This window comes from Sulfurospirillum sp. E15m, assembly GCF_059415145.1.
In genome coordinates this window covers 22,494-46,293 of record NZ_JCAHZS010000003.1, presented here as the reverse complement: position 1 = coordinate 46,293, position 23,800 = coordinate 22,494, and the positions used below count along the sequence as shown (strand labels likewise).

The 23,800-nt window shown below is 38.1% G+C and carries 29 protein-coding genes; 5 read left to right on the top strand and 24 right to left on the bottom strand.

Annotated features, from left to right (window positions below; all coding sequences use genetic code 11):
- The first annotated feature begins 95 nt into the window (after positions 1-95).
- Complete coding sequence (locus tag AC5SLP_RS05765; RefSeq protein ID WP_495254198.1) at positions 96-1,004, top strand: LysR substrate-binding domain-containing protein; 909 nt, start codon at positions 96-98, stop codon at positions 1,002-1,004.
- 2 nt (positions 1,005-1,006) lie between these two features.
- On the opposite strand, the gene AC5SLP_RS05760 is transcribed toward AC5SLP_RS05765, so the two are convergent.
- Genes AC5SLP_RS05760 through AC5SLP_RS05740 form a run of 5 tightly spaced genes read right to left on the bottom strand, consistent with a single transcriptional unit; the run spans position 1,007 to position 5,560 of the window.
- Positions 1,007-1,462 (bottom strand): hypothetical protein, encoded by a 456-nt coding sequence (locus AC5SLP_RS05760; protein WP_495254197.1) that lies wholly within the window; start codon positions 1,460-1,462, stop codon positions 1,007-1,009.
- The gene (locus tag AC5SLP_RS05755; RefSeq protein WP_495254196.1) at positions 1,455-3,176 is read right to left on the bottom strand and encodes a M3 family oligoendopeptidase; all 1,722 of its coding nucleotides are present in this window, start codon (positions 3,174-3,176) and stop codon (positions 1,455-1,457) included. Before AC5SLP_RS05755 ends, AC5SLP_RS05760 begins: the two co-directional genes overlap by 8 nt.
- 3 nt (positions 3,177-3,179) lie before the next feature.
- Positions 3,180-3,701 (bottom strand): aminotransferase class IV, encoded by a 522-nt coding sequence (locus AC5SLP_RS05750; protein WP_495254195.1) that lies wholly within the window; start codon positions 3,699-3,701, stop codon positions 3,180-3,182.
- A gap of 34 nt (positions 3,702-3,735) precedes the next feature.
- Positions 3,736-4,698, bottom strand: coding sequence for an aminodeoxychorismate synthase component I (locus AC5SLP_RS05745; RefSeq protein WP_495254194.1), 963 nt, complete (start codon positions 4,696-4,698; stop codon positions 3,736-3,738).
- The gene (locus AC5SLP_RS05740) at positions 4,688-5,560 is read right to left on the bottom strand and encodes an aspartate carbamoyltransferase catalytic subunit (RefSeq protein WP_495254193.1); all 873 of its coding nucleotides are present in this window, start codon (positions 5,558-5,560) and stop codon (positions 4,688-4,690) included. Before AC5SLP_RS05740 ends, AC5SLP_RS05745 begins: the two co-directional genes overlap by 11 nt.
- 109 nt (positions 5,561-5,669) lie before the next feature.
- On the opposite strand from AC5SLP_RS05740, the gene AC5SLP_RS05735 reads away from it, so the two are divergent.
- A complete protein-coding gene (locus AC5SLP_RS05735) occupies positions 5,670-6,194 on the top strand; it encodes a glycine zipper 2TM domain-containing protein (protein WP_495254192.1) in 525 nt (174 codons plus the stop codon).
- Here AC5SLP_RS05735 and bioD read toward each other — a convergent pair.
- The 3 genes from bioD to AC5SLP_RS05720 all read right to left on the bottom strand — a co-directional run bounded on the left by bioD (position 6,156) and on the right by AC5SLP_RS05720 (position 8,242).
- Complete coding sequence (gene bioD / locus AC5SLP_RS05730; RefSeq protein ID WP_495254191.1) at positions 6,156-6,836, bottom strand: dethiobiotin synthase; 681 nt, start codon at positions 6,834-6,836, stop codon at positions 6,156-6,158. The genes AC5SLP_RS05735 and bioD overlap by 39 nt on opposite strands.
- Before the next feature lie 64 nt (positions 6,837-6,900).
- Positions 6,901-7,323, bottom strand: coding sequence for a hypothetical protein (locus AC5SLP_RS05725; RefSeq protein WP_495254190.1), 423 nt, complete (start codon positions 7,321-7,323; stop codon positions 6,901-6,903).
- A 97-nt stretch (positions 7,324-7,420) separates the two neighbouring features.
- Positions 7,421-8,242: an AraC family transcriptional regulator gene (locus AC5SLP_RS05720; protein WP_495254189.1), complete on the bottom strand. Its 822-nt coding sequence runs from the start codon at positions 8,240-8,242 to the stop codon at positions 7,421-7,423.
- Between the two features lie 149 nt (positions 8,243-8,391).
- Between AC5SLP_RS05720 and AC5SLP_RS05715 the strand changes: the two genes are divergently transcribed.
- Positions 8,392-9,555 (top strand): aminotransferase-like domain-containing protein, encoded by a 1,164-nt coding sequence (locus AC5SLP_RS05715; RefSeq protein ID WP_495254188.1) that lies wholly within the window; start codon positions 8,392-8,394, stop codon positions 9,553-9,555.
- Here AC5SLP_RS05715 and AC5SLP_RS05710 read toward each other — a convergent pair whose 3' ends face one another.
- From AC5SLP_RS05710 to AC5SLP_RS05635, 16 genes are all read right to left on the bottom strand, one after another.
- A complete protein-coding gene (locus AC5SLP_RS05710; protein WP_495254187.1) occupies positions 9,556-10,416 on the bottom strand; it encodes a damage-control phosphatase ARMT1 family protein in 861 nt (286 codons plus the stop codon). It lies immediately after the preceding gene.
- Between the two features lie 80 nt (positions 10,417-10,496).
- Positions 10,497-10,853, bottom strand: a complete 357-nt coding sequence (rplS, locus tag AC5SLP_RS05705) for a 50S ribosomal protein L19 (protein ID WP_495254186.1) — start codon at positions 10,851-10,853, stop codon at positions 10,497-10,499.
- Positions 10,854-10,875: 22 nt separating this feature from the next.
- A complete protein-coding gene (trmD, locus tag AC5SLP_RS05700; RefSeq protein ID WP_495254185.1) occupies positions 10,876-11,568 on the bottom strand; it encodes a tRNA (guanosine(37)-N1)-methyltransferase TrmD in 693 nt (230 codons plus the stop codon).
- Positions 11,569-12,108: a ribosome maturation factor RimM gene (gene rimM / locus AC5SLP_RS05695; protein ID WP_495254184.1), complete on the bottom strand. Its 540-nt coding sequence runs from the start codon at positions 12,106-12,108 to the stop codon at positions 11,569-11,571.
- On the bottom strand, positions 12,101-12,346 hold the full coding sequence (locus tag AC5SLP_RS05690; RefSeq protein WP_067177159.1) for a KH domain-containing protein: 246 nt from the start codon (positions 12,344-12,346) through the stop codon (positions 12,101-12,103). Before AC5SLP_RS05690 ends, rimM begins: the two co-directional genes overlap by 8 nt.
- A gap of 2 nt (positions 12,347-12,348) precedes the next feature.
- On the bottom strand, positions 12,349-12,579 hold the full coding sequence (rpsP, locus tag AC5SLP_RS05685) for a 30S ribosomal protein S16 (protein ID WP_067177161.1): 231 nt from the start codon (positions 12,577-12,579) through the stop codon (positions 12,349-12,351).
- Between the two features lie 88 nt (positions 12,580-12,667).
- On the bottom strand, positions 12,668-14,008 hold the full coding sequence (ffh, locus tag AC5SLP_RS05680; RefSeq protein WP_495254183.1) for a signal recognition particle protein: 1,341 nt from the start codon (positions 14,006-14,008) through the stop codon (positions 12,668-12,670).
- A 188-nt stretch (positions 14,009-14,196) separates the two neighbouring features.
- The gene (locus AC5SLP_RS05675) at positions 14,197-14,925 is read right to left on the bottom strand and encodes an RluA family pseudouridine synthase (RefSeq protein ID WP_495254182.1); all 729 of its coding nucleotides are present in this window, start codon (positions 14,923-14,925) and stop codon (positions 14,197-14,199) included.
- A 4-nt stretch (positions 14,926-14,929) separates the two neighbouring features.
- Positions 14,930-16,078 (bottom strand): lipid IV(A) 3-deoxy-D-manno-octulosonic acid transferase, encoded by a 1,149-nt coding sequence (waaA, locus tag AC5SLP_RS05670; protein ID WP_495254181.1) that lies wholly within the window; start codon positions 16,076-16,078, stop codon positions 14,930-14,932.
- 3 nt (positions 16,079-16,081) lie between these two features.
- Complete coding sequence (locus AC5SLP_RS05665; protein ID WP_495254180.1) at positions 16,082-16,801, bottom strand: zinc ribbon domain-containing protein; 720 nt, start codon at positions 16,799-16,801, stop codon at positions 16,082-16,084.
- A 14-nt stretch (positions 16,802-16,815) separates the two neighbouring features.
- Positions 16,816-17,535: a Nif3-like dinuclear metal center hexameric protein gene (locus AC5SLP_RS05660; RefSeq protein WP_495254179.1), complete on the bottom strand. Its 720-nt coding sequence runs from the start codon at positions 17,533-17,535 to the stop codon at positions 16,816-16,818.
- Entirely contained in the window at positions 17,535-18,392 is an 858-nt protein-coding gene (gene glyQ / locus AC5SLP_RS05655; protein ID WP_263833292.1) for a glycine--tRNA ligase subunit alpha, read from the bottom strand. The genes AC5SLP_RS05660 and glyQ overlap by 1 nt, the downstream gene beginning before the upstream one ends.
- Positions 18,393-18,418: 26 nt before the next feature.
- Positions 18,419-18,913: a DUF3972 domain-containing protein gene (locus tag AC5SLP_RS05650; RefSeq protein ID WP_495254178.1), complete on the bottom strand. Its 495-nt coding sequence runs from the start codon at positions 18,911-18,913 to the stop codon at positions 18,419-18,421.
- Positions 18,914-18,926: 13 nt separating this feature from the next.
- The gene (gene purE, locus AC5SLP_RS05645; protein ID WP_495254177.1) at positions 18,927-19,421 is read right to left on the bottom strand and encodes a 5-(carboxyamino)imidazole ribonucleotide mutase; all 495 of its coding nucleotides are present in this window, start codon (positions 19,419-19,421) and stop codon (positions 18,927-18,929) included.
- A gap of 2 nt (positions 19,422-19,423) precedes the next feature.
- Positions 19,424-20,692 carry a peptidase U32 family protein gene (locus AC5SLP_RS05640; protein ID WP_495254176.1) on the bottom strand — a complete coding sequence of 423 codons (1,269 nt, stop codon included), beginning with the start codon at positions 20,690-20,692 and terminating at the stop codon, positions 19,424-19,426.
- Positions 20,693-21,418: a chemotaxis protein gene (locus AC5SLP_RS05635; RefSeq protein ID WP_495254175.1), complete on the bottom strand. Its 726-nt coding sequence runs from the start codon at positions 21,416-21,418 to the stop codon at positions 20,693-20,695.
- 94 nt (positions 21,419-21,512) lie between these two features.
- Here AC5SLP_RS05635 and AC5SLP_RS05630 point away from each other — a divergent pair, with 94 nt between their 5' ends.
- Together AC5SLP_RS05630 and glnA are read left to right on the top strand one after the other, a co-directional pair.
- A complete protein-coding gene (locus tag AC5SLP_RS05630; RefSeq protein WP_495254174.1) occupies positions 21,513-22,292 on the top strand; it encodes a histidinol-phosphatase in 780 nt (259 codons plus the stop codon).
- A gap of 70 nt (positions 22,293-22,362) precedes the next feature.
- Positions 22,363-23,793: a type I glutamate--ammonia ligase gene (glnA, locus tag AC5SLP_RS05625; RefSeq protein ID WP_495254173.1), complete on the top strand. Its 1,431-nt coding sequence runs from the start codon at positions 22,363-22,365 to the stop codon at positions 23,791-23,793.
- Positions 23,794-23,800 lie beyond the last annotated feature (7 nt).

The following is a 23,800-nucleotide window of genomic DNA, read 5'->3' as shown; positions in this document are numbered from 1 at the left end:
AAAACTAATCTAAAATGTCATTGTTTTTGCCATTATTTTTAGTTATAATGAGTAAAAGTTGTAACAGAAATTTATAATATACTGAAGGATTTTTTATGCTTAAAGATTTCTCTAAAGTAGAAACCTTTTTAACCGTTGTGCGAGAAAAAAGTTTTTCTAAAGCATCCAAAAAATTAGGCATTAGCCAACCTGCGGTCACACAACAAATCAAATTACTTGAAGAGTATTTGGATATTCAGATTGTTGATCGTAAAAAAAATGGTATTAAGCTCACAACCGCGGGGGAAGAGCTTTTTAAAATGGCCGTAAAACTCGAAAAGCATCTTTTAGCTGCTGAGAGAGAAATGTTACGTCTTGTGAATAAAGAAGTCATTTTTGTATTAGGAGCGTCGCCTGTTATTGGCAATTACATCCTACCAAACTTTTTAAATGACATTCAAGAAGCTATAAAAAACAACGTCATGCTTAAAGTAGAAGATGCCGCAGAAATTACAGAAAAACTACTGGACAAAAAAGTAGATTTAGCGTTGATTGAAGCACCTATTTTCCAAGAGGGCATCATCTACCGTGAGTGGCTTGAAGATGAGCTTGTCATTACCAGTCGTTCGCCGCTTCCAAAATTGGTTAAAAAAGAAGATTTACTCTCGTACAACTGGATATGCAGAGAAGAAGAGTCTAACACGCGTAAAATCATCCATGAAACATTTGAAAAAATGGACATTGATTGTAAAAGTTTTAAAGTCAAAAGTATTGTCACAAGTTCAACCGCTGTAAAAAATACACTGATGAAAGCAAGTATTGAAGAAACCCCTACCGTGTCGATTCTTTCCAAACACATCGTTGCGGATGAAGTTGAAAAAGGTGAACTCTTTACGACCAAGATGAAAGGCTTGAAATTAACACGTATGCTCTATCTTTGCTACATTAAAGATCGCAAACACGATGCACTAATCGATAATGTAATTAACTACATGATGAGCAAACAAGACATTAAACCTTCTTAAGGCTACTTTTTCATCAATTTTTGATTATGAGGATTGGACAAAAACGCATTCATAGAGCGTTTGAGTCCATTTTCTTGTGGCTCTTTTACTGCAGCTTTTGGCGGTGGTGTGCTGAGATTAATAAAGACAGGAATCTCTTCAACAATAATCTGCAAGATGGCTTCTAATGGGAAACTAACGAGTGAGCCAAAATTATCATTTCCAAAGCCTGCTTCAAAACTCAACGTATTATTATAAATTTGCGTACTTTCAAAGGTATATCCTGCTAAAAAGAACATGGTAATAGGTTTGAAATTTTGACTAATTTCAACAGGCAAAATAGGGTCAAAGTTCACATCGGAGATATTGGTCAAAATAGAAAAATTCACACCGCGTTTCAGTAATAACTCAAGTACCTCTTTGATATGTTGTTTCATTAACCCATGGAACTCTTCACTACCCAACAATGTTTCAAGCATCACACATTCCTTTAAACTCTTGTAAGAGAATTTCAATCTCGCCAATACCCAGTTGCCAAAACTGCTCATCTTCAATGTCAAAGCCAAATTTTTTAATCAGCTCTTTAGGGCTTTGGCTACCGCCCGCAGCTAGGAAACTTGTATAATTTTGAACAAACAGTGTTTTATCGCTCTTCTTATACAGTCCATAAAGGGCTAAAACAAGTAATTGACCATAACTGTACGCGTAACAATAAAAAGGTGAATGAATAAAATGTGGAATATAACTCCACCATAAATGATAATTAGAACTAAGCTCTATACTCTTACCAAACATTTTTTGGCTCTCTTCCATCCAATAACGATTAAACGTAGGAAGGTCTAGTTCCCCTTCATGTGCATGTACTTTTCGCTCGAATGTCGTAAAATTGATTTGGCGATATAATGTGGAGAAAATATCTTCAATTTTACTGGCATATAAAGAACGTTTTTCATCCAACGTCAAATTTTCTTTGATAGCATCAAACGCCAACATTTCAGCAAATACAGAAGCCGTTTCGGAAGTTGTCAGAGGGGTATCACTGGCAAGATAACCCACATCACGGGAGAGGTATTGGTGAATGGCGTGTCCTAGCTCATGCGCTAATGTAAATAGGTCGCGTCTGGTATTGGTATGATTCAAAAGTACGTAGGGATGTGTTGAAGGAGTGGCAGGATGCGAAAAAGCGCCCCCTCGTTTTTTGTTTTTGGGAAACACATCAATCCAACCTTGCTCAAATGCCATCGAAGCGATTTCAAAAAATTTAGGATTAAACTGGTTAAACGCTTCTAAAACAATTTTCTTTGAAGCTTCAAAATCATATTCAGATGCTTTATCTTCAAGTGGCGCATAACGGTCATACTCATACAAGGTATCAAACCCTAGCAATTTAGCTTTGAGGGCATAATATTCATGCACCAAATGAAAACTGTCTTCCGCGCTTTTGATGAGGGCATCAACGCTTTTTTGGGTAATTTTATTGTCAAGATGGCGCGGTTGTTCAGCATTTTTATAGCCTCGAAGCTCACACTCGTTGGACAAATCTGTTTTAATCATATTGAAGATATACCCCAAAAGAGGTTGGTGAGGCTTAAGCCCTTTCGTAAACGCATTGGCAGCATTTTTACGAACCTCTCGATTTGTATCTTGCAGTTTACTAAGTATCTCTTCTTCGGAGAGTTTTTTCCCCTCATAGCTGAATGTGAGGCGGCTAAAATGTTCATCAAATAAACGGCTAAAGGCAGAACCTGATGTCATCTCTTTTTTGAGAAGAATGCGTTCTTCTTTTTGTGACAGTTGGTAGGGTTTTTCTTCCATTAACGATTCTAAATAAAATTTATAATGCGGTGATGAAGCAATCAACTCTTCTTGTTTTGGTTTTGTAAGTTTGTTAAATTCCAATTCAAAAAAGAGCAAATGTTCAGCAATAGAACTGTGCTCTTGTTGGTATCTGGCATAGAAACTACCGTTGTCACTGTTGGTGGCAAATTTCAAAAAAGCATATGTCATAATGCGACCAAGCTTTTCATTAATCGACTCATATTCTCGAATCGATTCTAAAAACTCATTGACATGTAACTCTTTGAGCTTGCCTTTGCACACATTTTCAAAGCTGATTGCGCGGTTTTTTGCATCCAGCAAATCGGTTTCAAGTGCATTTTCATTTTCATACAGTGCTGATAAATCCCAATTCAAAACTTATTCCTTAATTAATACATTTTCAATAATTCTAAATCCTATAAGAGCATTCATTATAGCAAATTTCTGCGCTTTTTGAAGGCTTTTCATGTCTAAACTTTCAGCCTTCAACATACCATTTTCCAATAATCTAGCCCGCGTTGTGCCTTCCAAGAGTGGCTTTTTGGGTGTGTACCAGTGTCCATCAATGCATAAAGCAATATTGGCAATGGACGTGTCTTGCAACAACCCTTTACATGTAAAAATAACATCATCCACATTCGGTACTATCGCCGCATGAAGTTCTTCTCGGTTACACGATTTATACGCATACGAGAAAGAAGACTCCACACACGCAAAATGCTGTATTTCACGTGGAATATACGGTAAATATTCAATTTTTTGTATCGTTGTATCGTATTCAACCCGCACTCTGTAGGTTCCCACAGAAGGCGGTTGAAGGTATTCGCTTAATACAAGCGTATCATGGGCTTGGTAAAGCTGATGTCTCGTTTTTTCAAAACGAGCTTGATGATAAGTCATGTACTGAACCGTGCCATCAACGGCTTTGAGTGTCTCAAAGCAACGGGATATAGACTTTATCGCACAACTCCTCATACTCTTTTTGCGCATCACTGAGTGCCGTAATGCCTCCACCACTTTTAAAGACAAATCCTTCATCTGTCTTTTCTAAAAAACGAATCATCACAGCACTGTCCAAACACACGCCATCATAGACACCAAAGACGCCCGTAAAGAAACCTCGCTCATAGCCTTCAATCTTTTCGATTATCGCGACACTGCTCTTTTTAGGCGTACCACTGATAGAGCCTGCGGGCAGTAACGTCGCAAGAATATCGCCAACCTTTTCATGCCAATTACTGTCTAATTTTCCTGTGATTTTAGAACTCACCTGCAACAACTCTTTCTCACCTGCTTGAATTTTATCAATATAGCGAAACTGCTCCACACAAACGTTTTTTGCCACCATTGACAAATCATTACGTAAAAGATCAACCACCATCACATGCTCTGCTTTTTCTTTTTCATCCTCTAAAATGCATTTGGTTGCATGCGGAAGATTCGCGTCAATCGTGCCTTTCATAGGAAACGTACTGATGGTATTTTGTTCAATTTTGACAAACCGCTCGGGCGAAAAACAGACGAATTGATCTTTAAAATAGAGTTTAAACGGTGCTTTTGCTGCATGAAAAAGAGTCAGCATCGTCTCGTTAGGCACAACGTGTGTTTGAGCCGTTAAATTTAATACGTACGTATTGCCCGCTTCAATTTCGCGCTGAATGGCATTGATTTTTTGTTGATACAACGCATAATCAGGATACGTTTTATGCCATGAAAAGTTTTTACATGTAAAAGGGTCTTGAACGTTGCTATCACGTTCAAAAGAGAAGAAAATATCATCATCTAAAGCATCAAGTTCGCTGACATAAAAATGCTTTGCCGCATAATCAATGACGAAAAAGAACGGTGTTTTTGTGCAACCGAATTGATTGAGTTTTTGTGCAAACTCAATGTTCAATCAACTTCTCCAAAACAGCCATTCTCACAGCTACGCCGTTTTTAACTTGTTCCAATATTTTTGAGCGAGGATCTTTCATCATAAAGTCATCTACATCAACATTACGATGTACGGGACCTGGATGTAAGACGATGATGTCGCGGTCTTTCATCAGTTTGGACGTAATACAAAAATCATTGGCATAATCTTTTAACGAAGCATAAATCTGATTGGCGTGGCGTTCAGTTTGGGTACGAAGGCTCATAATCACATTGACCTCATCGATAACATCTTCAATACGATGATACGTTCTTAAAGTAGTCTGCGGCAAGAAATGAGGTGGTGCCACAAGGATGACTTCTACACCCATGCGTGCGAGCAGTTCAATATTGCTATTTGCTACACGTGAATTTTTGATATCGCCGACAATAGCAACTTTTTTGCCTCTGACATCACCAAAATGTCGCTTCATCGTAAATAAATCTAAAAGAGCTTGCGTAGGATGGGCATGGCTACCATCGCCGCCATTGACGATAGGACAATTAACGTAATTGGCTAAGATATGCGGAACGCCTGAACTTTTATGACGCACAACAATCGCATCAGGGCCCATTGCATCAAGGTTGGCAGCAGTATCAAAGAGCGTCTCACCTTTGCTGGAAGAACTACGAGAAACATCAAGGCTTACGACCATCGCACCAAGACGTTTTGCCGCGATTTCAAAGCTACTACGTGTTCGGGTCGAATTTTCAAAAAAAATCGTAATCACAGTTTTATTTTTCAAAATATCTCGTGGTTTTTCGTCTAAAAACTCACTTGCTCGTGCGAGGATTTGCTCTACTTCTTCCAGTGAAAAGTCCCGTGTATTAATCAAATGCTTCACGCAATGCTCCTTGATAATTCTATTAAAATTTTAACAAAAGATGACTGTAAGTTTCATTAACACTTCGTTGATATCTCTGTGTTAAAATTCTTCCAAAAAAGGAGATAACATGAAACAAATCTTTGCTGGTTCCCTTCTACTTTTAGGTTCTCTCCTCTATGCGGAGACAATGAGCTTTCAAGAGGATGTGCGCGTCATCAGTAGCAAACCAGAATACCGAATGGTCACAACCAGAACGCCGTATCAAGAGTGTTGGGATGAACAAATTGAAACACATTACGCCCCGCAATCTTCTTCGAATGACGGCAGTGGAACCGTAGGGGCTGTTATTGGTGGTGTTGCAGGTGGTATTTTGGGACATCAAGTCGGTGGAGGCAGTGGCAAAACAGCCGCAACTGTCGGTGGTGCTATCGTCGGTACATTGGTTGGTAAAAATTTAGCAGAACAAAACTCACATGAAACACCGCCTCCAGGGTATAGAACCGAGAGACGTTGTACCACGCGTTATGAAGAGAAAAGCTCTGAAAAATTTATGGGGTACCGCAATATTGCCACCTATAAAAACCAAACTATAGTGAAATACTCTGACAAACCTTTAGAGTTTATCAGAATCAATGTTTCGGTTAGCTACTAAGCTCTCAGCGATAGTTTTCATATTTTCTTGAACAAAAAGTACTCTGCCAAATAGTTTCTTTAAAAATGGCAGAGTAATTTTTTGGAAAGCCTCTTTACTTGCTTCACTTTTACTATTGATACACCACTCATAATCATCAACGCCTAAACTATCTAAGAGATGCAAATTCAGTAAAATATCGTTAATACAACCTAATTGGTCATGCCCAACAAGCAATGTTTTTGCCTGAAAAAGTCTAATAAAATCATACATGTAAAAATCTTCTTCAATCGGCACTAAGAGCCCTCCTGCGCCTTCTATTAAAACGATATCACACAACGCTTCTATCTTTTCATAGGCATTTTGAAGGATATTTAAATCTATTTTTTTCCTTCCTTTAGCAACATACGGTGCAGCAGGAAGTTCAAATTGGTAAGGAACGATGTCCTTGATAGTCAATGTTTCAAGAGAGGGATGATACTGTTTTGCCATTTCAAAAAGCTTGGTGCCATCTTCAGGTTGTGTGATCACACCTGTTTCGATTGGCTTCATCACCCCTACTTTAAGACCTTGTTTAGAAAGTGTTTCAAGCAATTTAAGGGTTGTATAGGTCTTACCGACATCCGTATTCGTGGCAGTAATAAATATAGGAGGGTATTTCATGGAGTACTCTTTTTGACAAATTATAACCCAAAAAGACTAAAAGGGTGCAAAAAGCACCCTTTGATTATGCGATAAGATAACGTGTTAAAAAAGCAAGAGCAGCTGCTAAAATGTGAGGCGCACCATACAAAAATGAAGCAAACACTTGCACTAAAATGCTTCTTTTTAATTTCATTCCAAAAATGATTAATGTACCAATAAACGTTGTCGCAAAAATGTAAGAGAGCGCATGCAACACCCCATAACTTGGGTCATAGTGAACGGTTGCTAATGCTAAAGATATCACGTAGCTACTCACAAAAAAACCAATCATATTTGAGAGCGTATCATAGCGTTTAAATTTCTCATAAAAATCTTCAACACTTGGTGGCGGCAATCCCTCAGCCTCTTTACGTTTTTTCGCACTAATAGCTCTGTGCTCAAAGATAAGAAAAGCACCTACCGTAAATACAACGCCTAGCGGAACAATCAGTAGTAAAGTATTCATGGGACAATCTCCTTGTGTCATTTTTGTGATATTAAGACGATTGTAACTTTGGTTTGTTTGCGCACAGCTTAAGATGAGTAATTAATCATAAAAAAATCTATTTAAATCGTACAGGAATACAAAAATCCAAATCAAATGTTTCAGAAGGGTCAATAAAATGGTTTTGTCGATACAGGGCAAAAGAAGGTAAAGAGGCCTTTTCATAGTCGCTTTTGGGAAACCATTCATGGTAAATGACGTCCATATATTTTTTCAAATCTCCATAAACGCCTTGCAATGAAAAAATAGCACAAAATGTTTGGGGAATTTTCATCACGCCTACTTCAGCATTGCGATAAAATTTACGCTCTTTTGGTAGCTCTAAACAGGCAACATAGTGGCATTTTGAAGATTCGACGAAGCGTGGATTGCTATGGTGCAAGCCAATCATCACGTGTTCGTCAAAATGAACCTGATGGCGCAATGCCCACTCTTGTAATTTTAGCCATGCCATTTTAATACTACGGTCATACCCTTTATGTCTTACATAAGCGACTTCGAAACTAGGCATCATTGCTATTTTTACATGTAAAGGTTTGTCGATGAACGAAAAATCGCGATGTTCATTCGCTCTATCCACTTCACGCCACTTTGTAGGTGTTACGCCAAAATTCTCTTTGAACGCTTGTGTAAAAGAGGCATTCGAACAAAACCCCACTTCATGCATAATATGAGTAACCGTGGCATCAGGGTTAAAGAGCAAGAGATTTGCGGCATATTCTAGTTTAACGCGTTTAATATACGCATGAACACTCTCACCGACAATTTCTTTGAAAATACGATTAAAATGAAAGACCGACATAGCGACAAATAAAGCCAATTCTTCGACGCTAAAGTTCTTTTGCAAATCGCCGTGAATATAGCATAAAACTTCGTTCACGCGTTCAATATAGTCATTTTTTGTGCTGTGCTTATGTTTCATAAAAAAATTATAGCACAAATGGACAAAGATAATCTCTTTTTATTGGTAGCACAACTATTCATTATAACTTATAATAACACACTCATATTAACGTTAAAGGTTTAACAATGCAAACCAAATTTGCACAACGCATCACCACCGCATCAAGGTCGTTCACACGTACCATTTTGGATTTAACGGCACAAAATACCATTATCTCCTTTGCAGGTGGACTTCCTGATGCGGCTTTGTTTCCAAGAGAGCATATTGAAAAATACGCTAAGGAGCTTTTTGCAACACAAGACAACCGTCTTTTTCAATACAGTAACGCTTCCGGTGTCGAAGCACTTAAAGTTGAAATTGCTAAAAAATATCAACATACAACGTCAAAAGAGATTATGCTCACTAATGGTTCACAACAAGGACTGGATTTAGTGTGTAAAACATTTTTAGATGCGAAAGATTGTATTGTGGTTGAAGACCCAAGCTATCTAGCGGCATTAGGTCTGTTTCATATGTATGATGCCGATATTAAAGCGGCTCCACTACATTCAACAGGGGTCGATACCATTGCTTTAGAAAAACTATTTAAAGAGAATAAACCAAAATTTTTCTATACCATTCCTATTTTTCAAAACCCAACAGGATATTCCTATACCCTAGCAAATCGAGAAGAAGTGGTACGCCTTGCTAAAAAATATCAGGTTATTTTGCTCGAAGATAGTCCGTACGAAGCACTGCGTTATGATGGAAAACAAACCACTGCATTTGCTGATTTATTACCTGAATTGACAATTGCTTTGGGGACATTTTCAAAAACATTAGCCCCTGATTTTCGCATTGGCTGGATAAAAGCACCGAGTGATATTATCAGTGCATTAACACTTAGTAAAGAAAGTACAGACCTTCAGAACTCTAAATTTTTTCAATTTATCTGTGCGTATATGATGAAAAATGGTGAATTAAATGCACATATTACACGCTTAGTGGATTATTATCGTCCCAAAAGAGATGCCATGGTTAATGCCTTGCATCACTATTTTGGAGACAGCATCGAATTTGTTGTGCCAGAAGGAGGTATGTTCATTTGGGTCAATTTTAAAAAATGTGCAGATAGCATGAAACTCTTTGATAGTGCAATTAAAAAAGGGGTCGCTTTTGTACCCGGTAGCGTCTTCTTTGCGGATAAACGTGTCAGCTCTTTTGGCAGACTCAACTATACCAACTCAACGCTAGAGCAAATTCAAAGTGGTGTTCAGAAGTTATATGAAGCCTACCAAGAAGTGGAGTAACTAAAACCCTTTTTTACAAATAATATCGCCAAGGCTAGCACCAACAGCCTTGGCAACAACCGCACATTTTACTTTGAATAAGAAGAAAATGGGATGTGTTTTCATTTCGCCGAGACATTCATAGTTCCCCATACCTTTAGCAATAATGCACTCTGCCTTGTCAAAAAGAGTACGAGCCTCTTGATGCATGAATTCTAGCACTAAACCAGGGGTTGGAACACCACTGTCTACAATCGTTGCAACTTCATTCATTCCTGAAGCCAAAGCATCTTTACATGTAAGATCATTGATGATAGGACGTCCTCGTACAAAATAGTAAATATCAAGTTGTGGGAAAAGCGTTTTTAAGGTTTTAATATAAAGTTTATCAAAAATTTCTTCGCCGGCATTATCGGCCAAATAGACTAAGGTGTGTGTTATACGTAATTGTGCTTCTAATGCGTTTACATCATCAATTGCAAAGGGCGTATGATAAATTTTTTCTAATTCTTCTCTTAAGTCATAAAGCATGACAGCAGCTAAATCAATGACATTCCCGGCAACAGCTGTCTTAGTAGCGGTCAATAATTTATCGTTGCTACAAAAAAGGTGCTCTTCGCATAATGGAATAAAGGCTTTTGCTTTTTGAGAAGATTCTGCTTTGAAAGCAGCATATAAATCTTCCACACCTAAAGATTCAGCTATCGCTTCGTATAGCGGAGCCGCATTGTGAGGGGGTGTAAGATTCATATCAAAAGAGGCTATATGTTGATGAGCCAATGAATCAATTTTTTTTGACTGAGTTTCATTGAGATGTAAAAGCTCACAAACTCGTTTTGTCTGGTCATAAATACAATGAATACAGCGCTCGTCAAGATGCATAAAAAACTTTCAAGATTAAAGATTTAAAGGAGGAAAGAGAAGAAGGTGGCAACACCAAGACCGTTACCACCTGATAAAAATTATTTTCTAAGTTCTTTAATTTTTGCAGCTTTACCGCGTCTATCTCTAAGATAGAAGAGTTTTGAACGTCTTACAATACCACGTCTTAAAACAACAATCTCTTCAATACTATCAGAAAAAATTGGGAAGATTCTCTCAACGCCAATACCGTTAGCGCCAATTTTTCTTACCATAAATGTTTCACCAGTACCTGTTCCGCGTCTAGCGATACAAATACCTTCAAAATTTTGAACACGTTGTTTGTCGCCTTCTTTAATTTTAACGGCAACTCTTAATGTGTCACCTGCTCTAAATTCAGGAACATTCTTCGCAGAAATCTGTCCTGCTTCAAAAGCTTCGATATATTTATTTCTCATTTTATGATCCTTTATGTCATGTCTAATGCTTCACGCTAAAGCGAGAAAACAGATCTGGTCTGAAATATTTTGTTTTAGATTCAGACATTTTATTTTTTAAGCTTGTGATTTTAGCGTGATTTCCCTTTAAAAACTCTGAGGGCAAAGATTTATTTTCATAAATCGGCGGTTTTGAAAAGCACGGTGCTTCTAAAAGAGGCTGTTCAAAACTTTCAACACTTAACGAATCACTATTACCCAAAACGCCTTCAATATTGCGACTTATCGCATCACTCATCACCAAACTTGGCAATTCTCCACCTGTCAAAACATAATCACCAATGCAAAACACTTCATCGGCAAATGTTTCAATCACTCTCTCATCTATTCCTTCATACCGACCACTCACAAAAACTAAATGTTTCTTGCCAGCTAGCCGTTTAGCATCGCTTTGCGTAAACAATTTTCCAGAAGGTGTCGGAAAAATAATATACGCATCATGAGAGTCTTTTTTAATATGACGCAATAGATCAAAAAGAGGTTGTGGGAATAAAACCAATCCTGCACCACCACTGGCTTGATAGTCATCTACCTTACCGTGCTTATTGTTTGTAAATTCTCTTGGATTTTGAAAATCAACGCTCAGGAGATTTTTTGCAATAGCCCGTTTGAGAATAGAATCTTCAAAATACGAAGCGATCAATCCTTCAAAAAGGGTCACATAGGTCAAGCGCATTTAGGAATTCTCCAGAATACCCAAACCGTCTTTACAAAGCACCTCTTTTTTTACTTTATCAAACGTAATGATATACCGATCAATATAAGGCATATAAAACGTTTTAGCCAGCCCTTTTTTAACCAACGCTTCATCGGTTTTAATCACCAAATAATCGTTCACGGCAATACGCTCGATCTCATCGACAACACCTAAAAGTGTGCCATCTTCGTCTATCACACGTGCGTCAATCAAATCAAACCAAAAAAATTCACCCTCTTTTAAAGCGCATTCTTGAATCGAATTTTCTTGCGTGGTAAACAGAAGTGTATTGACAAGTTTTGCCGCCACTTCTCTGTCTTGGTAACCCACAAAGGAGATCAATTCACGAGAAGGGTTGTACGAAAAGACTTCCAGCGTTTCACCTTTTTGGGTCGTAAACGTTTTGCCTTTTTTAAACTGTTCGGGAAAGTCACATTGCAGGTGAAGTTTTAGCTCACCTTTTAAGCCCACGAGTCGCCCAATTTGAGCGACTTCAATGAGAGAAGATTGATTATTCATCGTTAGCTTTGACAGTAACTCTGTAAGATTTCCCGTCTTTTGCTTTACATCCAGAGATAAGTGTCTTGAGTGAATTGATCATTTTGCCATCTTTACCAATCAACTTACCAGTATCAATTTTATCTGCATAGATGACAACTTCGCAAAATGTTCCATCAACATCGCTTCGCTCAACGCGTACACCTGCTGGATTGTCTACCAAAAGCTTGGCAAACTCTTCGAGAAATTTGTCAATCATGATTATTTACCAGTGATTTTAGCAACCCTGTCACTAAGCTTTGCGCCAACGCTTTTCCAGTATGCAAGTCTCTCTGCATCAAACTTTACAGTTTGTGGATTGCTAAGTGGGTTATAGTAACCGATTGTCTCGATTGAACCACCGTCACGTTTTTTTCTGCTGTCTGTTACGACAATTCTGTAAAATGGAGTTTTATTTCTACCCATTCGTGTTAATCTTACAACTGTTGCCATTTTTATGGTCTCCTTAAGTTTTCTTGTCTGTTTTTAAACGACTTAGATTTACATGTAAAGCTTACATGTAGATATAAACCGTCACACCTTAACGAAGGTGTGCGTGTTTACTTTGAGCAAGCATGTTTTGAAGGTCTTGCATTCCCTTTTTGCCTGAAAACTTTTTTGCCATCTTCGCAGCATTGGCAAACTGTTTTAAAAAGCGATTGACTTCCACTTGTGAAAGACCTGAACCTTCCGCAATTCTTCTTTTTCGACTGTTATTGAGTAATTCTGGGTCTTCACGCTCTTTTTTGGTCATAGAGCCAATCATCGCACGGATTCGCTTCATCTCCACGGAATTTTCCATATCGACATCTTGCAATTTCCCCGCCATAGAGGAGAGACCTGGAATCATGCCAATCAAGGACTTCATGCTTCCTAGTTTTTTCATCTGCTCCATTTGCTCTAAAAAGTCGTTGAAGTTAAATTCACCTTTTTTAATCTTTTTAGTCAGTGCTTTTGCTTGTTTCTCATCGATAATAGAACTTGTTTTTTCAGCCAAGGTTTCAAGATCGCCCTCGCCCATCAAACGACTTACGATTCGATCTGGAATGAAGTGCTCTAAATCTGCAACTTTCTCACCCACACCGATAAAACGAAGTGGTACATTGGTCTGCTCTGCAATACCAAGTGCGACACCACCTTTTCCATCGCCGTCAAATTTACTTAAAATAACGCCGCTTAATGTAATTTTTTCGTGGAACATCACCGCACTGCGAACAGCATCCTGTCCCGTCATAGAATCTGCGACATAGAAAACTTCATCAGGAGTGACTTCTTTTTTAATGGCTTCAAGCTGATCCATCAATTCAGCATCAATCGCTAAACGACCGGCTGTGTCGATTAATACGACATCGTATAAACCCTCTTTAGCCTTTTTCATTGCATTTTTAGCAATGGAGACAGGATTAGCGCTTGCCTCTTCAAAATAGAGATCGATTTCATTGGCCAAACACAGTTGTTTTAACTGTTCAACCGCAGCTAAACGTTGTAAATCACATGCAACAACTAATACTTTTTTTTGTTTTAATTTAAGATAATTGGCTAATTTAACGGTTGTGGTTGTTTTACCACTACCTTGTAATCCTACCATTAAAACCGTTGTTGGCGGTTTTGGAGCAAATACAAATCCTTGCTTCCCAGGTACCGTTAAAATTTGCGTTAGATTTGTTTTAAGAGAACGTAAAAAATTGACTTGCCCAATGCCTTTAGCTTTCGTATCAAGCTCGACTTGGCGCACAAGATCGCGTACAATTTTATGGTGAACATCGGCTTTTAAAAGTGCTTTTTTTAAATTTTCTAATGCACTTTTTAACGATTTTTCATCATCACTGAAACGAATTTTATTGATGGCTGAACGAAACGAATCGGTTAAAACCTCAAACACAAACTATCCTTCTTAAAATCTAATCAAATCTATTTTGCTGTTGGCAAAAGGATGTAATAATACAAAATAAATACTTTAAACTAAATAAATCCTTAAAGTGAACACACTTTTTATAGCGATTTTTTTGCCATATAAAGAGCTGTAAAGCCTACACAAAGGGAATTCATTCATTTTGAAATTATTTTTCATCAAAGACTAAATTTCAGAAAATCTTCAGGTTCTTTTGTCTGAAAAATATACCCTAAAAGCATAATTTTTGATGCATGGAGCATCAAGCGTTTGTAGGGACGGCCACCGTACTCGGTATCGCCTAAGATGGAAGCACCGATACTTTTAAGATGTACCCTAATTTGATGGGTTCGTCCTGTTTCAATAGATACTTTAATTTTAGAGCGCTTACCTTCAATCATTAAAGGTTCGATATGGCTGATTGCCTCTTTCCCATCATCGCTTATTTTACTGTAAGCGGTATTGCCTTTTTTGATGGTAAGAATCGGTGCATTAATAGTCATGGCTTCAACGACTTTACCTTCAACAATAGCGATATACTCTTTTTGAACTTCTCTTCGCTTAAACGCATTGACTGCTTTTTTTCTAAACTCATCATCTTTAGTTAAAAGTAAGACTCCACTGGTTTCACGATCAAGGCGATGTAAAAGAGGGAGCTTTTTTATTTCAGCTACTTCTTCGGATGTCATAAAGGCAGGCTTATCGACTGCCATAATAAATTCATCTTCAAACAACACTTTAATAGGCGCTATTTTTTCAATTTTAAATTTCGTACTCGGGCTTAATTCCCCACGTGCGACACTAATTTTTTTGCCGGCAGAATACACAACGCCACGGTCGATTAAATCTTTTGCTGCGCGATTTGAAATGCCCTCTTGAAGGGCTAATAATTTGTATGCTTTTTCCATCATTTTATCCTAAAATTTTTTCTAAAAGTGGCGTGACATCACCACCGTGGCTAATTGAACTGGCAGGATACTGCTCTATGGTTTCAAAAATGTGCCCTAATGTATTGCTATTACATGTAATACTGTTTTCAACTGAAGCAAACAGAACTTTTTGATTAAAAATAGACTCTCCACTGATTAATTTAACGCCAAAAAATGCAGGTTCTAGTGGATTATGTCCACCAACACCTTCTACAAACGAGCCTCCTAAAATCACGATATCTGCAATGGCATACAGATTAATGAGTTCGCCCATTGTATCACACAATATCACATCAGACTCTAGCGAGCCATACTCAGAGAATCGTGTATAACTTCGCTGCTGTGTTCTAGCATAATCATGAAGCCATGCATCAACTTTTTCAAAACGCTCAGGATGCCTTGGAACAACAACCACTTGATCATTTGGTTTCAACCCAATAGTATCGAGAATAAGTGCCTCTTCTTTTTCATGCGTACTTGCAAGAATGATGAGTCGTTTCGCCCTATTTTTAGGATAAGACTTTGTCACTTCATAACGCTGAAACTGTTTGATATTGCCGCACACATCAATCTCTTTTGCACCTAACTGCATTAACCGAGTTTTATCTTCGTCACTTTGTGCTAATACTAAATCAATATGCTTAAATATCCAACGATAGAACCAGCCCCATTTGGCATACGAACGGTATGAATGATCTGATATTCGCGCATTTAAAAGCACTGTTTTAATGCCTTTTGCTTTTGCAACTATAAAAAGCAGTGGCCACAGTTCTGCTTCCATCACCACTAAAACCTTGTGCTTATTCATCCAAAAAGGTAAAAAAATCTCAAACGGCAAATAGCGCACATGCGCAAAAGCGTGTTTCTTTGCCTCTTTAAACCCTGTTTGCGTAATCACACTGATGCACACAGTCTCATGTGCTAATTTCTCGATAAAAGGACTTAATGAGCGTACTTCGCCCAAAGAGCATGCATGAAACCATATGCCTTGAACATCAAAACGCGGGTTATCTTTTAAAAAAAAACGTGCGGGAATCGAATCGTGATATTTTGGTTTAGAACGAAGATACACTAAAAAAGGCAATGCTACGATATACAATAGCACTGCCAGAGTAAAATAGACAAAGCGCAATGCTTATGCCTCTACTTCCTCAATCTCTTTATATAAAATACGGCCACAATGTGGGCATGTGATAATATCGTCTTGTTTTAATACACTGGCATATGTTTTATCGTTAATTCTCATAAAACAGCCATAGCATGCTTGCTTTTTCACAGGAACAACGGTTGAGTTTTGTGCCCATTTTCTAATTTTTTGATAAAACGTCAAGATTTTTTGGCTCATCGCGGAAATGAGTTCATCTTTTGCTTGATAAACATTTTTACGTTCTTCATCAATTTGTGCTATTTGTGAATCAATAGAAGCTTTAATACTCTCAGCTTCTGCGGCTGATTCTGCAATTTTTTCTTGCAATGTAGCAATGTTTGCTTGTTTTAAATCAATGATTTTCTCTAAACGTGCGATCTCTTCATTGGCAAAATCACATTGTTCTTTTGCAATTTCTTCTTCAAGTTGTAACGCTTTGATCTCTTTTGCGGTTTTAACAATAGCGCTCTTTTTAGCAAAATCTTTTAATTTGGAAGACAATTCAGCTAAATGTGCTTCGTTTTTACCTTTTTTGAGTTTTGCATCTGCGATGTCTGATTGAAATGCCTCTGCTTGGTGCTTCAACTCTTTTTCTTTATCCATAGAGAGTTTCAATGTCTTCTCTACTTTGGCAATACGTGGACCAAAATCATCGATCTCTTTGTCTAACTTGGAAAGCTCAATTAACTGCTCTAAATACTTATTCATATCTTTTATGTCCTCTATTTATACTCAAACGGATTTTTAGAATTTGACATTATAGCCTTTAATGGCAAATTTTTCAAATATTGAGCCAAACACTCTGGGAAATAGCGCTCGGACTCAAAGTGACCTATGTCGATTAATGAAAGGTTATTTTCCTTTGCTTCTAATGCTTGATGGTATTTGAAATCACCACTTAAGAAACAATCGGCATCTATTTTTGAAATCAAATCACCACCGGCTCCAGTGGTAATAGCACATCTTCCAATCCATTGTTTTGCATTGACACAATGCACATGTTCAAGCCCTAAAACCTCTTTTACATGTAAAAGTAATGCATCTAAAGATTGATTGGCATCAAAATATGCTACAAATTCTCTACTTTCTATGACAGTAAAGCCTAATTTATTCGCAACGTAACGATTCAAATGCGACACATCAAAATTGGTATGCATCGCTATCAAACTGATATTTTTTTGAATCATCGTTTGAATCAAAGAAGAGGGATACTGTGCAAAATTTAGCTGTTTTAATCCACTAAAAATAAGCGGATGATGGGCAATAATAAGTGAACAAGGAAGCACTTCTTGTAAAAGAGCACTGTCCACATCGAGGCTAAGGTAGATGTGTTCTACCTCATCCTCACTCCGACCAATCAGCAATCCACTGTTATCCCAACTTGCTTGCGTGGCAAAAGGACTGAGGGCATCTAAGTAGTCGTAAATTTCGCCTAAGCGCATTAACCAACCACTTCTTTATATTTCACAGCACACCCTTTAGCAAGCTCGCGAATTTTTAAAATATAATTTTGACGTTGTGTAACGGAAATAGCTTTGCGTGCATCAAGCACGTTAAATGTATGCGATGCCATCAAACAGTAGTCATACGCAGGCAACGGTAAGTTCTCTTCCAAACAGCGTTTGCATTCAACCTGTGCATTTTCAAAGTGTTCAAATAACATAGCAACATTGGCGATTTCAAAATTGTATTTACTAAATTCATATTCGCTTTGCTTATGAACATCACCATAGGTCGTTACACCAAATTGATTTTCATTCCATACCAAATCAAAAACAGACTCTTTTTCTTGTAAATACATCGCAAGGCGCTCAACACCATAAGTAATTTCAACCGAAACTGGGTTACACGCAATACCACCGACTTGTTGAAAATAGGTAAATTGTGTTACTTCCATACCATCTAGCCACACTTCCCAACCCAGACCCCATGCGCCCAAGGTTGGAGATTCCCAGTTATCTTCAACAAAACGAATGTCATGTTTTTTGATGTCAAGTCCGAGCATCTCTAAACTTTTTAGATAAAGCTCTTGAATATTGTCAGGACTTGGTTTAATGAGCACTTGGAACTGATAGTAACTTCCTAAACGATTAGGGTTCTCACCATAACGGCCATCAGTAGGTCTACGGCTTGGTGCGACATAGGCTGTTGCCCACGGTTTACTGCTTAAACTTCGTAAAAACGTTGCATTGTGAAATGTTCCAGCACCCGCTGGCATATCATAAGGTTGCACAATCGTACATCCTTGATCTTGCCAAAAAGTTTGTAGATTTAAAAGCATTTGACTAAAGGTTAACACTATTTCTTCCTTTTACATGTAAAACATTATTTAGTTTGTGGGGTATAACTTTCAACAGCTTTGTTCCACATCATTTTATATTTACGTTTGGTAAATTCAAGCTCATCTTGGAGAAGCTCTATTTGCTTCGTAAGTGTTTCTATGGTTTTACGATCTTCATCGTATAACTCCTGCATTGAAAATAGCGCCTCTTTTAAAAAGTGGTTTTCACTTTTGAGTGCATCAAGCGTCTCTTCTTTCGCATCAAGGACTTTTTCATGCAAGCTTAAAATAGCACCTACGGTTTTTTCAACAAACTCGGAACTCATCGTTAGATTTTGATTAGAACCGCCAAAGCCTTCTTCAAGAACAACGCCTTGTGTTGCAGGGATAAGTGCTTGTGCACTTCGGCTCACTTCAACAAAACAACGTCCATTTTCTTCTTTGGCAATGAGTTTACCCTCATCGATTAATGCTTTAATAGCAGAAACATCTAAATTCACTAAAGCACTAAACTCTTCAATCTCTAACCAACTGTTCATGACACTACCTTATCTATAAGATAACTTCAATACCCATTGAATCCGTTTCAACTTTTTTTGCTTTTAAAATACGATCTTCTTTGAGTTTTGAGCTCAGTTCTTCATCTTCAATCGCTAAAATTTGCATGGCAAGGTACGCGCTATTTACTGCGCCTGCTGAACCAATTGCCACAGTGCCTACTGGCATACCTCCTGGCATCTGAACGGTACTAAGCAATGCATCCATTCCTTCCATAACGCCACCTTTCATCGGTACTCCAATGACGGGTTTGGTCGTAAGCGATGCAACAACACCTGCTAAATGTGCCGCCATACCAGCAGCTGCTATAAAAACTTTCGCCCCTTTGGCTTCAGCATTCTTAACATATTGATGGGTTCGGTCTGGACTTCGGTGCGCTGAAGAAACAATGACTTCATACATAACACCAAATTTTTCAAGTGTTTTTGCACACTCTTCCATAACCGTATAATCACTCTTACTTCCCATTAATATAGAAACAAATTTCATTGTTATTCCTCTTTGGTTTTTATTCTTAAAAATGTGTATCCTGCCAATGGAGCAGGTAAAACAATGGCGTGAACATTGCCGCTGTGAATTTCATCAAACACTTTGCCCGATTCGCTTTGTAATTGATTAAAACGAACATACCACACACCCTCTTCACAAAAGATATCACCTAATTCATTACTGATACTCTCTATGGTTGTATGCGCAGGCATCACAAGTTCATACTTTATATGTAAAGACAACACATCTTTACAAAGACATGTTTTGCCATCTTCACTCACTTGTGCAACTACTTGATGTGTTCCTTCACTGATAGAATGGGCTAAATTTTGTGTATCATTTTTTTCAAATGGGCGATTAACCAAATAGCCATCGCTAAACCCTCTATTTTTCGTAGTGTCTAACTCTTTCGTGTACTTGCTCGCATCAAAACAGCCCGCATAATAATCATCAATGGCTTGGCGATATGTTTTTGTCGTAATACCGACATAGTAAGCGCTTTTGGTTCGCCCTTCTATTTTAAGCGAATCAATCACACCAGAATCTAGGATTTCTTTGACATACGCGCTCAAATTCAAATCTTTCGCGTTCATAATGTGTGTACCCTGCTCGCTCTCTTCTAAGCGAAAAAGCGTACCGCTCTCTTCATTATGCGCATAAAGCGTGTAAGGGAAGCGACAATCGTTGGCACAGCTTCCTCGATTGGACACACGCCCGCTTTGAACCGAGCTAATAAGGCAACGACCACTGTACGCAAAGCACATAGAACCGTGCACAAATACTTCTAATTCAAGATTGGGTAATCTGGTTTTAATTTGCTCTAAGTCTTTAAGACTCACTTCACGAGCAGCAATAATTCGTTTCACACCCATATCGTAATACACTTCTGCATCGAGGTAGCTCAGAACATTCGCTTGCGTTGAAAGGTGAACGGGAATGTGTGGCGCAATTTTTTGGGCCAATTTTATAACACCAGGAGCCGCAACGATAAAGGCATCTGGTTTCATAGCCGCTACGCGTTCAATATGTTTTTCTAAGAGTGCGATTTGGGCGTTAAATGGAAATCCATTAATAGTAACATACAGCTCTTTATTTTGAGCATGGGTATAATTGATAGCCTCTTCAAAACTCTCATACGTAAACTCTTTGCCTGAGCGTATGCGCAGGGAGAAATGGCTCACCCCAGCATACACAGCATCTGCGCCATAAGCAAGCGCTATTTTTAATTTTTCAAAATTTCCAGCAGGAGAAAGCAGTTCGACGTTTGACACCTATTTCTTTCCTAAACTAGCAATCAATGCTTCGATATCTTCATTACTCACAACATCTTCTGTTGTTTCATCGCCATGAATATGCACTGCAGAACTGACGCGTTTTGTATCGTCTTTTGCACCTTCAAATAAAGCACTCATGTATTTTGAAAGGGCGCGCATGACATTGATGACGCGTTCAATTTTTTGGCGATGAATATCTTGGTATTGCATAATGTCCATGGTCATCATAATTTCATCTTCTGCCATTTGTGCATTCATCAACAAATCTTCTACACGAACTTTCATACCTTTATTGTCATCAAGTGCTTTTTGAAATTGCTCAATTTTAGGAAACTTTGCGACCAATGTGTCAAATAATGCAATATTAGATTCGATAAGTTTTATCACCTCTTTGGCATTATCTTCCGTACTGAGCATAAAATTATTAACCGTTTCAAGCTTATCAAATACTTGAGTTGCTTTGATCTCTGAATCTTTAGTAACATCATCCAATTGATGTACCATTTTATGATCGTCTGTTGGCGGTGGTGGTGGCCAAGACATTGTAGAAGACGGTCTGTACTCATGCATAATTTGTTCATGCGATTTTTCAGAATCGCTTGCCGGCTCTTCTTCTACTTCATCTTCAACAAATTCTTCTTCGTGTAATGGTGCAGGTGTGCCTTCATCTTCAGCATCGTCCAAATCACCTGCCATCAAAGCATCAAGTTCTTCTTGTGTCATAAGTTTTCTCCTAAAAATGACAAATTATGGTCTATTATAGTGAAGTTTTTATATAATTTAACTTTAAAGACCCTAAGAGATGGAGGTCATCACAATGATCATTGATCTACATAACCACACGCCCTTATGCAATCACGCAGAAGGCAGTATTGAAGAGTATGTGCAACAAGCGATTATTAAAAAAATTGACACGTTTGGTTTTTCAGACCATGCGCCCATGCATTTTGATGAAGAGTGGCGTATGCGCTTTCATGAGATGCCTTCCTATGAGGAAGAGGTTTTACATGTAAAAGAGAAATACCAACACCAAATCAAAATTTTACTCGCCTATGAAGTTGATTTTTTAAACGGTTACATTGATGAAAGTGTGCTCAGCAGAGGTGTGGATTATTTCATCGGGTCTGTGCACTATTTAGGAACATGGGGGTTTGATAATCCAGAATTTATTGGAGAGTACAAGCACCATGACATTGATGAAATTTGGAAGCGCTACTTTGAAGCGATTGAGATGATGGCAAAAAGTAATCTATTTGATATCGTTGGGCACATTGATTTAATTAAAGTTTTCAATTATCTTCCCAAAACAGATGTCAGGCTCATCGCACAAAACGCAATTAAAGCCATCAAAAAAGCCAATATGGCTGTTGAAATCAACGCGGCGGGTCTAAGAAAACCTGTAAATGAACAATACCCGAGCAATCCATTGATGGAATTACTAGCAGAGCATGACATTCCCATTACATTTGGCTCAGATGCCCATGCCATCGACCACATTGGATTTTGCCAAGATGAATTACGCGCAATGGCAAAAAATTTTGGGTATAAAAAATGTGCAACATTTGAAAACAGAGAGCGATTATTGGTTAATTTTTAAGCATGCTTCTCAGTATTTTTTTTAGTTCAATTTGATAAAATTACTAAAATTTAAAGTTTAGGAGTAATACATGGGTAAATTCGTAAACAGTGTTGAAGAATTTTTCAAATACTGTACTGACAATGAAGTTGAATTTGTCGATTTCCGTTTCACTGATATGAAAGGAACATGGCATCACCTTACATATACTATTGAAGCTATTAGTGCAGACTCTTTTAAAAACGGTATCCCTTTTGATGGTTCATCTATTGAAGCATGGCAACCAATCAATAAATCAGATATGCTTCTTAAACCAGAAGCAGAAACTGCATTTTTAGATCCATTTACTGCTGACTCAACTATCGTTGTTTTCTGTGATGTATTTGATATCTATAAAGGCGAACTTTACGAAAAATGCCCAAGAAGTATTGCGAAAAAAGCTCTTCAATACCTTTCAGAGAGTGGTCTTGGTGATGTTGCTTATTTTGGACCAGAAAATGAATTCTTCGTATTTGACGATGTTAAAATCAGAGATGAAATTAACTGCTCATACTATGAAGTAGATTCTGAAGAAGGTACTTGGAATAGCGCAAAAAGTTATACCGATGGCTATAACACAGGTCACCGCCCAGGCACAAAAGGTGGATATTTTCCAGTTCAACCAATCGACTCAATGGTAGATTTACGTGCTGAAATGGTACAAACACTTAAACAAGTAGGCCTCGAAGTCTTCGTTGTTCACCACGAAGTTGCACAAGCACAAGGTGAGATTGGTGTTAAATTTGGTTCACTCATCGAAGCAGCTGATAACGTTCAAAAATACAAATATGTTGTTAAAATGGTAGCGCACCTTAACGGTAAAACAGCAACTTTTATGCCAAAACCACTCTATGGTGACAATGGTAACGGTATGCACGTTCACCAATCTATCTGGAAAAATGGTAAAAACATGTTCTTTAAAGAAGGCGAATATGCAAACCTTAGCGACATGGCACGCTGGTACATCGGTGGTGTCTTGAAACATGCACGAAGCGTTGCTGCGTTTACAAACCCATCAACGAACTCTTATAAACGTCTTATCCCAGGATTTGAAGCTCCTTCAATTTTGACATACTCTATGCAAAACCGTTCTGCTTCATGCCGTATCCCTTACGGTGCAGGTGAAAAATCTGTTCGTGTTGAGATGCGTTTCCCAGATTCAACTTCATGCCCATATCTTGCATTCTCTGCAATGCTACTTGCTGGTATTGATGGTATCAAAACAAAAGCTGAGCCTGTTGGACCAATGGATGAAGACTTGTTTGAACTTTCATTGGATGAAATTAGAGAAAAAGGTATCAATCAAATGCCTCATACACTCAGAGGTTCTCTTGAAGCGTTAATTCGTGACAATGAATACTTGAAACCTGTTATGACTGCAGACTTTTTAGATACCTACCAACACTACAAATTTGAAACACAAGTTTGGCCAGATGAGGCTAGACCAACCGCATTCGAATTTAAAACTGTATTCTCTTGCTAGTACGATG

What these genes read in the sequence shown, in the direction of transcription:
- AC5SLP_RS05765 (WP_495254198.1), top strand. Translation starts at nt 96, where the DNA reads ATGCTTAAAGATTTCTCTAAAGTAGAAACCTTTTTAACCGTTGTGCGA.
- AC5SLP_RS05760 (WP_495254197.1), bottom strand. Translation starts at nt 1,462, where the DNA reads ATGCTTGAAACATTGTTGGGTAGTGAAGAGTTCCATGGGTTAATGAAA.
- AC5SLP_RS05750 (WP_495254195.1), bottom strand. Translation starts at nt 3,701, where the DNA reads ATGACTTATCATCAAGCTCGTTTTGAAAAAACGAGACATCAGCTTTAC.
- AC5SLP_RS05735 (WP_495254192.1), top strand. Translation starts at nt 5,670, where the DNA reads ATGAAACAAATCTTTGCTGGTTCCCTTCTACTTTTAGGTTCTCTCCTC.
- bioD (WP_495254191.1), bottom strand. Translation starts at nt 6,836, where the DNA reads ATGAAATACCCTCCTATATTTATTACTGCCACGAATACGGATGTCGGT.
- AC5SLP_RS05725 (WP_495254190.1), bottom strand. Translation starts at nt 7,323, where the DNA reads ATGAATACTTTACTACTGATTGTTCCGCTAGGCGTTGTATTTACGGTA.
- AC5SLP_RS05715 (WP_495254188.1), top strand. Translation starts at nt 8,392, where the DNA reads ATGCAAACCAAATTTGCACAACGCATCACCACCGCATCAAGGTCGTTC.
- AC5SLP_RS05710 (WP_495254187.1), bottom strand. Translation starts at nt 10,416, where the DNA reads ATGCATCTTGACGAGCGCTGTATTCATTGTATTTATGACCAGACAAAA.
- rplS (WP_495254186.1), bottom strand. Translation starts at nt 10,853, where the DNA reads ATGAGAAATAAATATATCGAAGCTTTTGAAGCAGGACAGATTTCTGCG.
- trmD (WP_495254185.1), bottom strand. Translation starts at nt 11,568, where the DNA reads ATGCGCTTGACCTATGTGACCCTTTTTGAAGGATTGATCGCTTCGTAT.
- rimM (WP_495254184.1), bottom strand. Translation starts at nt 12,108, where the DNA reads ATGAATAATCAATCTTCTCTCATTGAAGTCGCTCAAATTGGGCGACTC.
- AC5SLP_RS05690 (WP_067177159.1), bottom strand. Translation starts at nt 12,346, where the DNA reads ATGATTGACAAATTTCTCGAAGAGTTTGCCAAGCTTTTGGTAGACAAT.
- rpsP (WP_067177161.1), bottom strand. Translation starts at nt 12,579, where the DNA reads ATGGCAACAGTTGTAAGATTAACACGAATGGGTAGAAATAAAACTCCA.
- AC5SLP_RS05675 (WP_495254182.1), bottom strand. Translation starts at nt 14,925, where the DNA reads ATGGAAAAAGCATACAAATTATTAGCCCTTCAAGAGGGCATTTCAAAT.
- AC5SLP_RS05665 (WP_495254180.1), bottom strand. Translation starts at nt 16,801, where the DNA reads ATGAATAAGTATTTAGAGCAGTTAATTGAGCTTTCCAAGTTAGACAAA.
- AC5SLP_RS05660 (WP_495254179.1), bottom strand. Translation starts at nt 17,535, where the DNA reads ATGCGCTTAGGCGAAATTTACGACTACTTAGATGCCCTCAGTCCTTTT.
- AC5SLP_RS05650 (WP_495254178.1), bottom strand. Translation starts at nt 18,913, where the DNA reads ATGAACAGTTGGTTAGAGATTGAAGAGTTTAGTGCTTTAGTGAATTTA.
- purE (WP_495254177.1), bottom strand. Translation starts at nt 19,421, where the DNA reads ATGAAATTTGTTTCTATATTAATGGGAAGTAAGAGTGATTATACGGTT.
- AC5SLP_RS05635 (WP_495254175.1), bottom strand. Translation starts at nt 21,418, where the DNA reads ATGACACAAGAAGAACTTGATGCTTTGATGGCAGGTGATTTGGACGAT.
- AC5SLP_RS05630 (WP_495254174.1), top strand. Translation starts at nt 21,513, where the DNA reads ATGATCATTGATCTACATAACCACACGCCCTTATGCAATCACGCAGAA.
- glnA (WP_495254173.1), top strand. Translation starts at nt 22,363, where the DNA reads ATGGGTAAATTCGTAAACAGTGTTGAAGAATTTTTCAAATACTGTACT.